Source organism: Undibacterium hunanense, from assembly GCF_014284335.1.
In the GTDB taxonomy this organism is placed as follows: Bacteria; Pseudomonadota; Gammaproteobacteria; order Burkholderiales; family Burkholderiaceae_D; genus Undibacterium; species Undibacterium hunanense.
This window is the reverse complement of the sequence record NZ_JACOGF010000008.1, coordinates 67,245-80,168: the sequence shown is the minus strand read 5'-3', so window position 1 is coordinate 80,168 and position 12,924 is coordinate 67,245. Positions and strand designations below refer to the sequence as shown.

Below are 12,924 nucleotides of genomic sequence, written 5' to 3'. Positions count from 1 at the left end.
ATGTGGAAACACATCGAAATGAGAGTTCGTTATGTCTTGGATATATAGCCAATTCTTTAAGAGACTGGTAGTTGTATTGTGCCTGATAATGCTGGTGTTGCTGGGTTGCCCCTGGCTCTTGTATATGTATGGTTTATCAAACATCACTGGTCGTCCTGAACCAGCAAAAATAGTTACGCTCACCCCCGAGACTAAAGAGTTGATTTGGATGGATCTGAGGGAACAGGGGCCGATACGCCTGGAACCTTTAACACCTTATGATATTTATTCTCTATTATTGGATAAGCCAGATACTGCCGGTGTGAGGATAGCATGGTATGTCGCCAGAAATTATAATCAAGATCATTTGCAAGACCGTCGCATGCTTTACTGGCATATCTCAGGCGAGGCACTTACTATTTGGCTGACCAGGAACTGGAGTGCAGACAAATTGTTGACGAAGGCACGGGAAATTCGTCAATATAAAGTGAAACCATAATTCCGTAGAATATCGATAGTGCAAAACTATATGCGTTTGTTTGCAGTCTGTGCATAGTAATTGATCGTTCATCGCATTTAATGAAGTCTGAAGAAAAAAATAATTTAGTATTGCCGCTACATTTTAATTTCTTTGTTGGGTAAAAATATGCTGCGCTACGCGATACTTTTGGTCTTTCTTGTTCCATGTTTGGCTCGTGCAGCAGGTGAAGAACAATGGCTGTTGCAGCTTGATCGCTGGGGCAATATTTCTTACCAGGCCATGACCCTGAAAGCAGCAGGCAATGCCATTAACGGTCAACTTGACGGTGACAGCCTGGCCGGTACCCGCAATGTGGGCCGTATCAGCTTTATCGTGACCGACAAGGACAAAGCCAGCTACACCTACAACGGTACAGTGACGCAGGATGTGATACAGGGCGTGGCAGATTTTCCCGATACGAATAATCCGCAGGCCAGGGCCAGCCATGCCTTCAGCGCCCGCCGCTTGCCTGAACGCCCGGCAGGGCCAGCGCGGGTCTATGACTTCCAGCCCAAAGATTATTCGAATGAATTCAGCCCGCATCGCTTGCCGGTGTTGACGGTCTGGCCCGGTGATTCGGTACATACCAAGACCATCGATTCTGGCGGTGTGGATGAACATGGTGTGACCAAAGCCCTGTATGGCAATCCGCAGACCGGGCCATTTTATGTGGCTACGGCCGAACCGGGTGACACCCTGGTGATCCATCTGAAACGCCTGCGTCTGAACCGTGATTATGCCGACAGTCTGGACAGCATCGTCGGCAGGGCAATGGGCCCTGGTCTGGCTGCCAAGGCCGGCAATCTTGGCAAGCCTATACGCTGGAAACTTGACCGTGAACGCGGCCTGGCCAGCCCGGAAAAACCGACGGAAAATCTGCGTATGCTGAGCCTGCCAGTTCGCCCCATGCTGGGTGGGTTGGCAGTCGCCCCCGGCAATGGCTCGCCGCCCATCTCTACTGGTGACACAGGCCGTTTTGGCGGCAATATGGATTTTAATGAAGTGGTCGAAGGCAATACCGTCTACCTGACAGTGCAGCAACCGGGTGCCTTGCTTTACCTGGGTGACGCCCACGCCTTGCAGGGCGATGGCGAGACCTCACAATATGCGCTGGAAACCTCCATGGATGTGGAATTTAGCGTTGATGTCATCAAAGGCAAATCCGTCGCATCACCCCGGGTAGAGTCCCCAACGCAGATCATGGTGCTGGGCCAGGCTGGCTCGCTGGACGATGCGCTGCGCGTTGCCACCAGTGGCATGGTACAGTGGCTGCAACAGGATTATGGACTCAGCCTGTCTGAATGCGCGCAATTATTTGGTACCGCCATTCATTTCAGTATTCCCAATCTGGCGGGACGCAGCGTCGGCGTGGCCGCCAAAATCGACAAGGCCGTGCTGGCAACCTTGCGTCGTCCATGATCAGATGCATTGATCTGACGCATTGATCTGGCGCATTGACGACACGGATAATCAGCGCACTGTCTGGTGGCTGTGTTTTGCTATCAGTTCCCGCAGTGCTGGGTCGGCAATGATGAACACATCAAAAACACCCAGTGCCTGCAAGGCTGGCAGCGCCTCCAGTGCGGATGATAGTGCCGTATCGCGTTCAAGCGCGGGTGTTGCCAGGTTCAGGTAAGTCTTGGCATTCACCAAAAATGCGGCAACCGTGCCTTTTCTGATGCTCAGCCCATTGATGTGGGCAATATTGATGTCGTCGGGGAGTATGTCTTCTGCTTTCATGTTTTTCCTTGTTGATGAATAATGGAAGCTGAAGTTTGCGCCGCATGGGCCTGAGACGCTTGCGATATAATGCCAGTATGTGTCGCACTGAGGCCAAGCCACTACCCTTGATTGAGACTGCCCGCGCCAATGCGGACGGTGGCGCTGTTGTCTACGCTGTCACCAGTAGCGGACAAGCGCGGACAACGCCAGAGCATAGCCACGCCCGTGGTCAAATGCTGGCGGCAATGTCAGGTGTGCTGGTTATCGCTACTGAACAACAGCATCTGGTGGTGCCCAGTGGGTACGCCATCTGGTTGCCGCCATTTCATCGTCATGCTTTACGAACCAGCCATTTGTTTAACGGCTGGAGCGCTTACCTTAGCGATTCTGCGGCGCTGCCTGTAGAGACCCAGGTGTTTCCCGTATCCGGTTTATTGCGTGAGTCGGTTTTGCGGGCCGCCAGTTGGAGTGTCAGTGATCATTTGAGCCCAGCTCAAGAGCGCATACTTGCCGTCATCGTTGATGAAACTGCCGGTTTGCCGCAGCGGGATTTTGTGCTGGCCATGCCAACTGACCGCCGCCTTTTGAAAGTCGCCAGCGCCTTGCTGGAAACCCCAGGTGACCCGCGGTCCATGCAAGAGTGGGCAACATGGGCCGGTATCGCGCCGCGTAGCATGACCCGGCATTTTTTAGACGAAACAGGCATGAGTTTTTCTGACTGGCGCCAGCGCGCCAGACTGATGCTGGCGCTGGAGTTACTGGCTGCGGGGACTGCCGTGACTGCCATTGCACTGGAACTGGGCTACGATAGCCTGAGTGCTTTCATCGCCATGTTCAAGCGCCATTTTGGTGTGCCACCAAGTCAATTCTCGCCAGAGAATACATAAAAATTAATCAGAAAAATTTATCAGAAAAATTTATCAACCTCAAAATCATTACGCAAAAATTATGCTGATCAAACATGAATTTGAAGTGCATGCCAGTGCCAAATATCTGTTCGACCTGACGCAGGATTACACCCTCAGGGCTGCATGGGATACGCTGACCAGTGAGGCCTATCTGATCAATGCTACGCAGGCGGCAGTAGGTGCACAGGCGCGCGGCATGGGGGGCAATGGCTTGTCCATGGATATTGAATACGTATCTTACAAGCCCAGTGAAGTGGCAGCCGTCAAGATGATCAGCGGGCCGTATATCTTCGATCAGTTTGCCGGTGGCTGGCACTTCAAGGCACTGTCGGATGAGCTTACCCGTGTGCGCTTCTCGTACAATATCACCGCCAGGCCACGCTGGCTGTCATGGATTTTGACGCCCATACTGTGCCTGAAGTTCAAGCTTGAAACAGAAAAGCGCATCGTCGCCCTGACCGCCTATGCGGAACGGCAATTTGTTGCCGTTCCGGTGGCAGTGCGCTAGCGATAACAGCAATTACAGCGCATTCATGAAAGCCTTGCGTATCTGCCGCCCGCATTTGACTGAGGCGACATAGGCACCGGTTGACCTGTCATGGCGCGACAGGATGCCGTAGTATTTTCTGTCGGGTGAAACCCAGGGGTAAAAACCCCATTTTCCAGGGCTGGAATAGGCGTCGATGCTGCCTTTGCCCTGTTCCGATTCTACCCAGTGATTGTACGAATATGTCCAGGGTTCGTTCAGCAATTGTATGGGTGAATACACGACCTTGCCCGGACAGGCTGCTGCCAGTGCGCACACTGCCTGGTCACCCAGGTAGCGACCGATTTCGAGTTCCTGCTTCATGATTTTTTTCAGGAACAGGGAATAGTCAGTGGCAGTACCCAGCATGCCACCCGCCATCAAAGGGTCTAGCGGCGCCATGTTGAAACCCTTGCTCAGACCCAGGGTGTTTTGGTATTCGGTATCAAGCTGGGCGGCAGTGAAGTTGCCCAGGCCCAGGTCTACGCTGGCCAGTTTCTGGTCATGTCCGCTGTCATAATCAAACAGGTTTATAGTCGTCGCGTCGGGCTGGCTGGTCTTGCCGCTGGTACCGTCCATGCCGGCGATAAAGCAGCCATTGATGCTGAGTTTGCCGACGCAGGCTTCTTCATCAAAACCGGTATAGCCTGACATGAAACGCAAGCCATTGCTGAGTGAGGTACTGCTGCGTACCTGGTCTATGCCTTTCTTTTCCAATACATAGGCACCAAATATCCACTTCGATGCAGACGCAATGTTGAAATACGTCGTTGCCGTCACGCTGCCTGCACCCTGCGCGCCGGACACTGCAGGTGTGCTGTCGGTGGCGTTACCAATTTCCCAGTAAAAATCACCAAGCTTGTCTACACTGCACAGCGGGTCGGTGCCGGCGGCTGTTTTGGCGGCGGCAATTGCAGCGGCAATGCGGGGGGTAACGCTGCCCGTTGTTGTGCCAGTAGTTGTGCCGGTGGTTGTGCCAGTAGTGTTAGCCGTGGCGGACGCTGCCGGTGGTGCGGCGGCATCTGTGCTGCCAGATCCGCCGCAGGCACTCAGCAGGCTGCTGGCAGTTGCCATGGTGGAGACCATCAACAGCGAAGAAACAGAAGGATAAGACATGATCATCTCCAGTAAGGACAAAAACGCGGTTTACATCTTGTTCTGACTGTAGTCATCAATTCTGTAATTTTGATGGAAGCAGGCCCGCTTACCCGTGCTATGGCAAAATGAAGGCCATTAAATTGTTACTACTTGTTTCTCCATCCATGCATCCTGCAATTCCTGTCCATTCTGTTCTTCTGGTCGAAGACGATCCCATGATCGCCCGCACCTTGAGCATGGGTCTGCGTTACGAAGGTTTTGCGCTCAGTCATGCTGCCAGCGTGGCTGCGGCCATGCAACTGCTGCAACAACAGACATTTGATCTGATCTTGCTGGATGTCGGCTTGCCCGACGGTGACGGCATTAGCCTGTGCCGGCAATTGCGGGTACTGCATCCTGCCACCCCGATATTGATGCTGTCTGCCAGGGCCGATGAAAGCGCTGTAGTCGCCAGCATAGAGGGCGGGGCGGATGACTACATACGCAAGCCCTGCGGTCTGCGTGAACTCAGCGCCCGTATGCGGCGTCTGCTGGGCCAGCGCCAGTCGGAAACCGCAGGCCGTCCTGTGATTAGCTATGGCGCCATCCGGATGGATAGCCAGCGTCGCACTGTCAGTGTGGGCGATACACCACTGCAACTGGGCAAGAAAGAATATGAGGTACTGATGCTGTTGGTGCGGGCCAATGGTGACGCCATTACCCGTGAACAGATACTGAATCAGTTTGAAGACAGCAATGTCATTTATGATCGCACCATCGATTCGCATCTCAGTCATTTGCGGCGCAAATTGAAAGATGCCAGTGCTGTAGAGCGCATCGTCGCCATTTATGGCGTGGGTTATAAACTGGAGTCTGCATGAGTCGTCCCCTGTGGTTACGTTTTCTGGTGATCAGTGTATTTTTTTCTGTGCTGCTGAGTCTGGTGTATCTGTGGATGATCCGGGAAGTGACGACGCGACCCGGTGACGAAGTGCAGCGCAGTATGTATCTGTTCATCGCCCGCATCGTCGAAGGGAATGACTATGCCGAAGGCTTGCACAGGGTGCAGACTTATCGTAGCGAATCACCGGCCATCGCGCTGGAAATGTGGGTCGTCAATGCCGACAATCAGGTGCTTGCCAGTAGTGTCAAGGGTGAAAAACCGCCCGCCAGCCTGCTGGAACGTAAAAAGCCTGACGCCATCCATGAAGTGGTGGCGCGCGGGCGTTTCTTTTCTGGCAGCGCTGCGTCTGCCATCGTGCGGCTGCAGTCGTCAGAGCCGGTCTACCTGCTGGTAAACAATCCCGGCACCCCGGCGCGGGGTGCTTTTCTGATGATGGGCGTATTGTTTGTGATAACCCTGATCGCCGCTATTCTGCTGGGCCTGTTATTGCTGACTTTGTACTTGCGTGGTCGTTCTGCCGAAGCGCGGCGTGTCATACAAAACATGGAAGCGGGTGATCTGACAGCGCGGTTTACATCGGGCCGACTGGATGCCATAGGCGGCCTGATGCAACATTTTAATGCCATGGGTGATGAAATACAGCGGCTGGTCACGCAATTGCAGGCAATCGAAAAAAAACGGCGTGAATTATTGCAGGAACTGGGACATGATTTGCGCACGCCACTGACCAGCCTGCGCACCGCGATTGATACGCTGACCGTGCATGGCGATGATATGGAACTGCAGGAACGTCAGGAATTTTTCAACGTCGTCAACAGCGAGCTGGATTATTTCACCCGCTTGATCGATGACCTGTTCTTTATCGCCAATATTGATGAACCACGGTACCGGAATCAGGCCACCAGTCTGGATCTGTGCGACTTGCTGAAAGCCGAAACCGGGCATTCCGTCCATAACCAGCAGCAGACCGGGCAACCGATCGCTTTCGAATTGCAGATTGACGCATCTTGCGCGCAGAACGGCCATATCAATGGCGACACCTATCTCATTGCCAGACTGTTGCGCAATGTGTTTGACAATGCGGCCAGCTATGCACAAAGTCGGGTACGCATACGGCTACAGGTGCTTGCCGATACGCTGGAACTGGTGGTGGAAGACGATGGCCCTGGCATTTCCAGTGACGGCATTTCCCGTTTTGGACAAAGGCGTGATACACGTCTGATGTTTGCCGGCTTACCAAGCAGGCAATCCGGCATTTCTTTGGGCTTGGGGTCGGTCATCATCAAAACCATTATCGAACTGCACGGTGGCCATGTCCGGATAGACAATGGCGAGGCGCGCAGTGAATTTCCGGGTGCACGACTGACGCTGGTTTTTCCCAGATTTGCCCAGAACTTGATCAATACTGATGGCTGAGAGCACGTTTGGTATTTGACGATGCAGGGCGCTCCGTATTCGTCGATGAGCTACGTTTTGCATTTGCCGCATGTTCCGTATTTGCAGATGCTGCAGATGTAGCACGTTCCGTACTGGCCGAAGACCTGTTTGCCAGTATCGGTTTCAGTTGCAGATCAGTAATCCGGAAATTTTCTCTCTTGTCACCCATCAGGGCGCGCAGTTCCTTGATGCTGAGGCCACTGGCTTCATGCATGCTGATCATCAGCGATGCACCTATAGGCAGGCGATGATGACGGATTTTACTGATCACCGGTGGTGCTACATCGAGTAAGCGGGACAAGGCCGCATCGTTTTTTAAATGCAGACGTTTGATCAGGGTATCAAACAAATGATTCGGGTCATACTTGAACTTGTCTGATTTCAGGTTGATTAAATTAACCATTTTTCTTCCTCCATTTGTGAATGCACGCAGGCAATTTGCCTTGATGCGCATTCACGTTTAAAAAAAACATGAAACAATGAATAGAAGATTAATGAAGAATTAAAGTCCTGTATGTGCGATGACTAACATAGCAGCCAGGCCCTGCCAGAACATGGTGGAAAGAGATAAAACCGCTGGTTTTTCAGGCAGCGGCTGTCAATGCGTCCGCCAGCAGGGTCAAGGCATTTCTGACCGCAGCATCATCAATGGTCAGTAAATTGTCGCCTGCATACCATTCAAACATGCATTGCCCTGGCAAGGCCGTGTGGACGGCGTTATTGAACAGCCATATTCCGTGTTCTTGCGCAATGCGGTTGCGGATGGTGATGGCAGTATCTCTGTCCACCGGCAGGTACAGGTGTAGCATATTGCATTGTGGTACTGCTGGATTGGTCTTGAATACAGGGTAGTCGCGCAGGGTTTCAAACAGCCATTGTGTACGGGCAAAGCAGGCGGGCAGGGCGGCCAGCCTGTCGTCAAACTGCATGGCTGCCGACACCACATAGGGGCTGCGCCGGAAGATGCTGCCGCCTTGCCTGTGCATCCACACTTTTGCCTTGGCGATGAATTCGACATTGCCCAGTAACATCGCACCGCCCAGCCCGCCTATGCCTTTGTAAAAGGAGACATAGGCAGTCTCGAACCCACGGGCAACATCGGCCAGGCTGCGTCCGTATCCGGCGGCTGCTTCCCACAGACGGGCACCATCCATATGTAAGTGGACATCGGCTTCACGGCACCAGGCCTTGATGGCTTCGAGTTCTTCCCACGGTGGTAATTGCCCACCGATTTCGCGCATCGGCAATTCATACTGAGCAGCGGCCAGTTTTTCCGGCACGGCCTGCAAATCTTTCAGTAACCAGGGGCGATGCGGGTTGCCGATCTGTAGTGCGTTGAAATGCTGTAGCAACTGGTAATTGCTTTTTTCATGGACCAGGATATGTGAACTTGCATGCAGGGCGACCAGGTCACTGCCTCTTTCTTCACAGGCCAATCTCAAGGCAGTGACCTGGGTCATGGTGCCGGTCATGCAGAACAGGCCCGCTTCCATACCCAGCAGGGCAGCGACTTTTTGTTCAAATGCCTGCACCAGTTCACCTTCGCCATAGGTGTCGTGCTGCACCTGATGCTGCTCGCACCAGGCGGCCATGCGGGCAAAAGTCTGGGCCGGGCTCAGGTTCTGGTGGCCCGGAAGTGTGGTGTGGCAGCGCAGGCGCAGGGCCAGAATATCGGCGTCGGTCAAGGTGGGTTCTCCGGCAATCCATTACATGATGCAAATTGTTTCAATCCAACATGAGTATGCCATGCCAGTTAGCCTACTTGTGAGATAAAATCTCGCGCATCAACTATTTAAGAGTTTATCGAACCTATGTCATCTCCGTCAGTGAATGCCAGTAGTCCTGCCAGTTTTCTTACACCCTATGAAGCCGGCAACCGAAACCAGACCACAAGCTGGGAAGACTGCATCGCGTTTTATCAAGGTCTGGCGGCGCAGTTTCCTGCTGTGCTGCAGTTTTCGCAAATCGGGGTATCGGATAGCGGCCGTCCCATTCATGCCGGTGTGGTGACTGCCGACGGGGTGTTTGACCGTGAGCATATCCGGCAGCAACAGCGTTCGGTGTTTTTCAATAACAATGGCATCCATCCGGGCGAACCGGAAGGCATTGATGCCTGCATGGCTCTGGTGCGTGATTTTTGCACCCAGCCAGAACGCCTGGCAGCACTGGGGCAGACAGTTTTTCTGTTTGTGCCGGTATATAACGTCGATGGCAGTCTGAATCGCCAGAATACATCCCGAGTGAACCAGGATGGGCCGGAACAATTCGGCTTTCGCGGCAATAGTCTGCACCTGGATCTGAACCGTGATTTCATCAAATGCGATAGTGAAAACGCCCAGGTATTCAACCGCTTCTTCAGTGAATGGAGTCCGGATGTCATGGTCGATACCCATACCTCGAATGGTGCCGACTATCATTACACCATGACCCTGATACAAACCCAGGCCGACAAGCTGGGCTATGGTTTGGGGCCATTCTTGCGCGATACCATGCTGCCAGCCATTTATGCCGACATGCAACAGCGTGGCTGGCCCACGTGCCCGTATGTGAATCCGGTCAAGGACAGCCCAGATCATGGCATAGAAGATTTCCTGGAAACACCGCGCTTTTCGACCGGCTATGCCGCTCTGCATCACACCATCAGTTTCATGCCAGAAACCCATATGCTGAAACCCTTTGCCGACCGTTATGCATCCATGCGTGCACTGGTGGAAAGCGTGCTGTCCTTTACTGTCGCCAATGCAGCGCAGATACAGGACCTGCGCGCGAAGGCGCGTCAGGCTGCCAGCCAGCCGCAACAGGTGGCGGTCCACTGGGTGATCGATCACAACCAGCCTTCGCAATTTTTATTCAAGGGTTACAAGGCCGTATATACACCCAGTATATTAGGTAATTACCAGCGTCTGGCGTATGACCGCAGCCAGCCCTGGGAAAAACCGATAGCCTATTATGACCGTTTCGTTGCCGACATCCGAGTGCAGCAGGCAAAAGCCTATCTGATACCGCAAGCTTGGCGTGCCGTGATCGAACGACTGCAATGGAATGGCGTGCAGATGCACAGACTGGAAGAAGATAGCAGCCTGCAGGCCGAGGTGTACCAGATACTTTCTGTTACATCACGCCCTCATGCCTATGAAGGCCATCTGTTCCATGATGACGTGCAATTGCAGGCAGTGTCACTGAATATGGCAGCGTATGCAGGTGATTATGTGGTGCCACTGGATCAGGACAAAGCCCGTTACATAGTCGAAACCCTGGAACCGCAGGCGCATGACAGTTTCTTCCGCTGGGGATTTTTCAACAGTGTGCTGGAAAAGAAGGAAGCTTATTCTGACTATGTATTTGAAGACACTGCCAGCGAGATTCTTGCCACCGAACCCGAGGTAAAACAGGCATTTGAAGAGTGGAAACTAGCCAACCCTGCCTTGCTCGACAAACAGGAAGCGGTGCTGGATTTTATTTTTCAACGTTGCCAGCGCTTCCATGAACCTGAATGGCGGCGTTATCCCGTGTTGCGCCTGATGGCGTAAATGCTTGAAATTTGTTACAACTTTTACAGAATCATAATAGAATCTTCATCAGTATGTCTCTCGTTTCTTAACCCACGAAGTTAAATGGAAGGTGAATCAACATGTCTAAACTGCTTGAGTACTTGAATACACTGGATAAAGATAGCGCTGCGCTGGCGGCCCACAGAAGCGATCCTAACGCTGCCATGGCCGATTTTGGCCTGACTCCTGAAGAGCAAACAGCTGTTTTGTCTGGTGACAAAGAAGCGGTTGCTGGATTGCTGGGAATTTCTGCTGAAGACCTTCCTGCTCTTGATTCAATTGAATATTAATAACGTAGCTGCGATAACTTTCCCGGTATAAGCGATGATTTCAGGCTTGAAACTAAATTTTTTCACGGCCATTTTGCTTGTTATTGGACTTTGCGCAAGTGTGCAATTATCCGCACGCGAAGCAGACACTGTTGATGGAATGCTGTCACAGATGGGGCAAGAAATCAGAAGCGCGCCTGATATCGTATCTACTACGATGACTCGTTTAAGCGAGTTGGAGCCAACGTTTAGCGACGCACAAAGAAATCGCTTCTACTTGCTTTCTGCTTCGGCGTACGGCTATAAGGGGCGTCACAAAGAGCGTGTCGAACTGGTGGAGTCGCGTTTGAGTTTTGTCAAAGACCCGGATTACCGCGTCCGGTTTCTTTATCAATTGTCTTCCGGCTACACCAGCCTGGGCGAATATGAGAAAGCATTGAAGGCCATCAATGAAAGCATCATATTACTTCCTAAATTAACTAATCAGATCGCCAAGGTCGATACTCTTCAGGCCGCAATCACTTTACTGAATTCCCTGCGTGCCTATGACGAAGCATTGGTCTATGCCGAGCGGATGTTGGCACTGGACGTTGATGTCGAGAGAAGTAGCTCGAGATGCGTTGGCATGGGAGATCTGGTGGAAATCAATTTCCTCAAAGGTGAGCGACAAAAGGCAAGATCACTATTGCCAGACGCTATCTCATTGTGTGAATCGCAAGGGCGGAAGTTTTTCGCTCTGTTGTTGCAGACGCTGGCCTGCATAGATCTCATTGATTCGGGTAATTACCAGCAGGGTAAAGGTGCTGGGCTTGCGCTGTTGACTGAGTTTTCCAAAACCACGCAAAGCTCGGATTACCTGACCATGCTGGAAGAGGCGATGGCGCGCGCGTTTCTGCATACCGGCAATCTTGAACAGGCTGAGCGCTACGGACTGCAAGCCTATCAGCACGCCAAGTCAGGCAATGCCGTACAGATCATGGAAAAAACTGCTGAGACCATGGCCAATGTCAAGCGCGCACAGGGGCAGTTTGCCGGGGCGCTAGAGTATTATGAAACGGCACTTGCCTTGAAAAATCGGGTACTGGACGATCAGCTACATAAAAATCTTTCATACCAGCGCGTTAAATTTGATAGCCAGGATAAAGCCAATCAACTGAGCCTGCTGGAACAGAAAAATAAAATCCTGGCTGTTGAGCGCGAGCTGGAAAAGAAAAGTAACCAGAATTTATGGCTGGTCATCATTCTTGTCGTCATCATCATGGTGTTGGTGGTCTTGTGGCTGATCAAGACCCTGCAACAGAAAAACCAGTTCCGCGAATTCTCACAGACAGACGGTTTGACCCAGGCTGCGAATCGCATGCATTTCATGACATCATCAAATGATGCCTTCAAAATGCGTACCGGCAGCATGAGCATCATTCTGTTTGACATGGATTTGTTTAAAAATATTAATGATTCTTTTGGTCACGCTACTGGCGACTGGGTATTGAAGAATGTCTGTGAAACCATCAAGACCCATTTGCGCAAAGAAGATTTGTTCGGACGTCTGGGTGGTGAAGAATTCGGTATTTGCATGCCGGATTCAAATCAGTCTTCGGCCTTGCAACTGGCAGAGCGTTGTCGTATGGCTATCGCCATGATCGATACCGAGCCTAGCGGTTATCGTTTTCCATTGTCAGCCAGTTTTGGTGTTGCCACCGTAGATAGTAACGGCTTGACAAGTTTTGACGCCACGCTGGAAGCAGCAGACAAGGCTTTGTATAACTCCAAGGCCGAAGGGCGTAACTGTGTGACAGTGTATCGATAGTTTTTTGCAATTCAAATCGTTAAAAAATGTAAAAATAAGTTTTTTGTTGCTTAAAAAAGTGGCATAAAATCCTTGATGACCATACTGCCAACATGTTTTGATCATCAAGGAAAATCGTATCTCCAGGCTCTTGGATTTTTTGAACGTCTAGAATCTGCTTACGATCTGTAGCGAGCGTGGGTCAGCGTGATAAGAGTAACTAAGCGCAGCACAAAAAGCGGAAT

At 51.9% G+C, this 12,924-nt stretch carries 12 protein-coding genes and 1 pseudogene; 9 read left to right on the top strand and 4 right to left on the bottom strand.

Annotated elements, in window-relative coordinates; genetic code table 11:
- Window positions 1–31: 31 nt before the first annotated feature.
- Window positions 32–478, top strand: a complete 447-nt coding sequence (locus tag H8L32_RS15995; protein WP_186948266.1) for a hypothetical protein — start codon at window positions 32–34, stop codon at window positions 476–478.
- A gap of 189 nt (window positions 479–667) precedes the next feature.
- A complete protein-coding gene (locus H8L32_RS15990; protein WP_222619385.1) occupies window positions 668–1,918 on the top strand; it encodes an acetamidase/formamidase family protein in 1,251 nt (416 codons plus the stop codon).
- Between the two features lie 51 nt (window positions 1,919–1,969).
- On the opposite strand, the gene H8L32_RS15985 is transcribed toward H8L32_RS15990, so the two are convergent.
- Window positions 1,970–2,239, bottom strand: coding sequence for a hypothetical protein (locus tag H8L32_RS15985; RefSeq protein ID WP_186948264.1), 270 nt, complete (start codon window positions 2,237–2,239; stop codon window positions 1,970–1,972).
- Between the two features lie 77 nt (window positions 2,240–2,316).
- Between H8L32_RS15985 and H8L32_RS15980 the strand changes: the two genes are divergently transcribed.
- Complete coding sequence (locus H8L32_RS15980; protein ID WP_186948263.1) at window positions 2,317–3,108, top strand: AraC family transcriptional regulator; 792 nt, start codon at window positions 2,317–2,319, stop codon at window positions 3,106–3,108.
- 61 nt (window positions 3,109–3,169) lie between these two features.
- Window positions 3,170–3,637, top strand: a complete 468-nt coding sequence (locus H8L32_RS15975; protein ID WP_186948262.1) for an SRPBCC family protein — start codon at window positions 3,170–3,172, stop codon at window positions 3,635–3,637.
- 12 nt (window positions 3,638–3,649) lie between these two features.
- Here H8L32_RS15975 and H8L32_RS15970 read toward each other — a convergent pair whose 3' ends face one another.
- Entirely contained in the window at window positions 3,650–4,771 is a 1,122-nt protein-coding gene (locus H8L32_RS15970; protein WP_186948261.1) for a hypothetical protein, read from the bottom strand.
- A gap of 146 nt (window positions 4,772–4,917) precedes the next feature.
- Here H8L32_RS15970 and H8L32_RS15965 point away from each other — a divergent pair, with 146 nt between their 5' ends.
- Entirely contained in the window at window positions 4,918–5,613 is a 696-nt protein-coding gene (locus tag H8L32_RS15965; RefSeq protein WP_186948260.1) for a response regulator transcription factor, read from the top strand.
- The gene (locus tag H8L32_RS15960; RefSeq protein WP_186948259.1) at window positions 5,610–7,052 is read left to right on the top strand and encodes a sensor histidine kinase; all 1,443 of its coding nucleotides are present in this window, start codon (window positions 5,610–5,612) and stop codon (window positions 7,050–7,052) included. Before H8L32_RS15965 ends, H8L32_RS15960 begins: the two co-directional genes overlap by 4 nt.
- A gap of 139 nt (window positions 7,053–7,191) precedes the next feature.
- On the opposite strand, the pseudogene H8L32_RS28365 reads toward H8L32_RS15960, so the two are convergent.
- Both H8L32_RS28365 and H8L32_RS15950 read right to left on the bottom strand, forming a co-directional pair.
- Window positions 7,192–7,476, bottom strand: a pseudogene (locus H8L32_RS28365) (hypothetical protein); the annotation flags it as partial.
- 181 nt (window positions 7,477–7,657) lie between these two features.
- On the bottom strand, window positions 7,658–8,758 hold the full coding sequence (locus H8L32_RS15950; RefSeq protein ID WP_186948258.1) for a threonine aldolase family protein: 1,101 nt from the start codon (window positions 8,756–8,758) through the stop codon (window positions 7,658–7,660).
- 126 nt (window positions 8,759–8,884) lie between these two features.
- Here H8L32_RS15950 and H8L32_RS15945 point away from each other — a divergent pair, with 126 nt between their 5' ends.
- The 3 genes from H8L32_RS15945 to H8L32_RS15935 all read left to right on the top strand — a co-directional run bounded on the left by H8L32_RS15945 (window position 8,885) and on the right by H8L32_RS15935 (window position 12,700).
- Window positions 8,885–10,603 (top strand): M14 family zinc carboxypeptidase, encoded by a 1,719-nt coding sequence (locus H8L32_RS15945; RefSeq protein WP_186948257.1) that lies wholly within the window; start codon window positions 8,885–8,887, stop codon window positions 10,601–10,603.
- 101 nt (window positions 10,604–10,704) lie between these two features.
- The gene (locus H8L32_RS15940; RefSeq protein WP_186948256.1) at window positions 10,705–10,914 is read left to right on the top strand and encodes a hypothetical protein; all 210 of its coding nucleotides are present in this window, start codon (window positions 10,705–10,707) and stop codon (window positions 10,912–10,914) included.
- A gap of 196 nt (window positions 10,915–11,110) precedes the next feature.
- Window positions 11,111–12,700 (top strand): tetratricopeptide repeat-containing diguanylate cyclase, encoded by a 1,590-nt coding sequence (locus tag H8L32_RS15935; protein ID WP_186948255.1) that lies wholly within the window; start codon window positions 11,111–11,113, stop codon window positions 12,698–12,700.
- The last annotated feature ends 224 nt before the right edge of the window (window positions 12,701–12,924 follow it).

What these genes read in the sequence shown, in the direction of transcription:
- H8L32_RS15985 (WP_186948264.1), bottom strand. Translation starts at nt 2,239, where the DNA reads ATGAAAGCAGAAGACATACTCCCCGACGACATCAATATTGCCCACATC.
- H8L32_RS15935 (WP_186948255.1), top strand. Translation starts at nt 11,111, where the DNA reads ATGACTCGTTTAAGCGAGTTGGAGCCAACGTTTAGCGACGCACAAAGA.
- H8L32_RS15970 (WP_186948261.1), bottom strand. Translation starts at nt 4,771, where the DNA reads ATGTCTTATCCTTCTGTTTCTTCGCTGTTGATGGTCTCCACCATGGCA.
- H8L32_RS15965 (WP_186948260.1), top strand. Translation starts at nt 4,918, where the DNA reads ATGCATCCTGCAATTCCTGTCCATTCTGTTCTTCTGGTCGAAGACGAT.
- H8L32_RS15980 (WP_186948263.1), top strand. Translation starts at nt 2,317, where the DNA reads ATGTGTCGCACTGAGGCCAAGCCACTACCCTTGATTGAGACTGCCCGC.
- H8L32_RS15995 (WP_186948266.1), top strand. Translation starts at nt 32, where the DNA reads ATGTCTTGGATATATAGCCAATTCTTTAAGAGACTGGTAGTTGTATTG.
- H8L32_RS15975 (WP_186948262.1), top strand. Translation starts at nt 3,170, where the DNA reads ATGCTGATCAAACATGAATTTGAAGTGCATGCCAGTGCCAAATATCTG.
- H8L32_RS15945 (WP_186948257.1), top strand. Translation starts at nt 8,885, where the DNA reads ATGTCATCTCCGTCAGTGAATGCCAGTAGTCCTGCCAGTTTTCTTACA.
- H8L32_RS15960 (WP_186948259.1), top strand. Translation starts at nt 5,610, where the DNA reads ATGAGTCGTCCCCTGTGGTTACGTTTTCTGGTGATCAGTGTATTTTTT.
- H8L32_RS15940 (WP_186948256.1), top strand. Translation starts at nt 10,705, where the DNA reads ATGTCTAAACTGCTTGAGTACTTGAATACACTGGATAAAGATAGCGCT.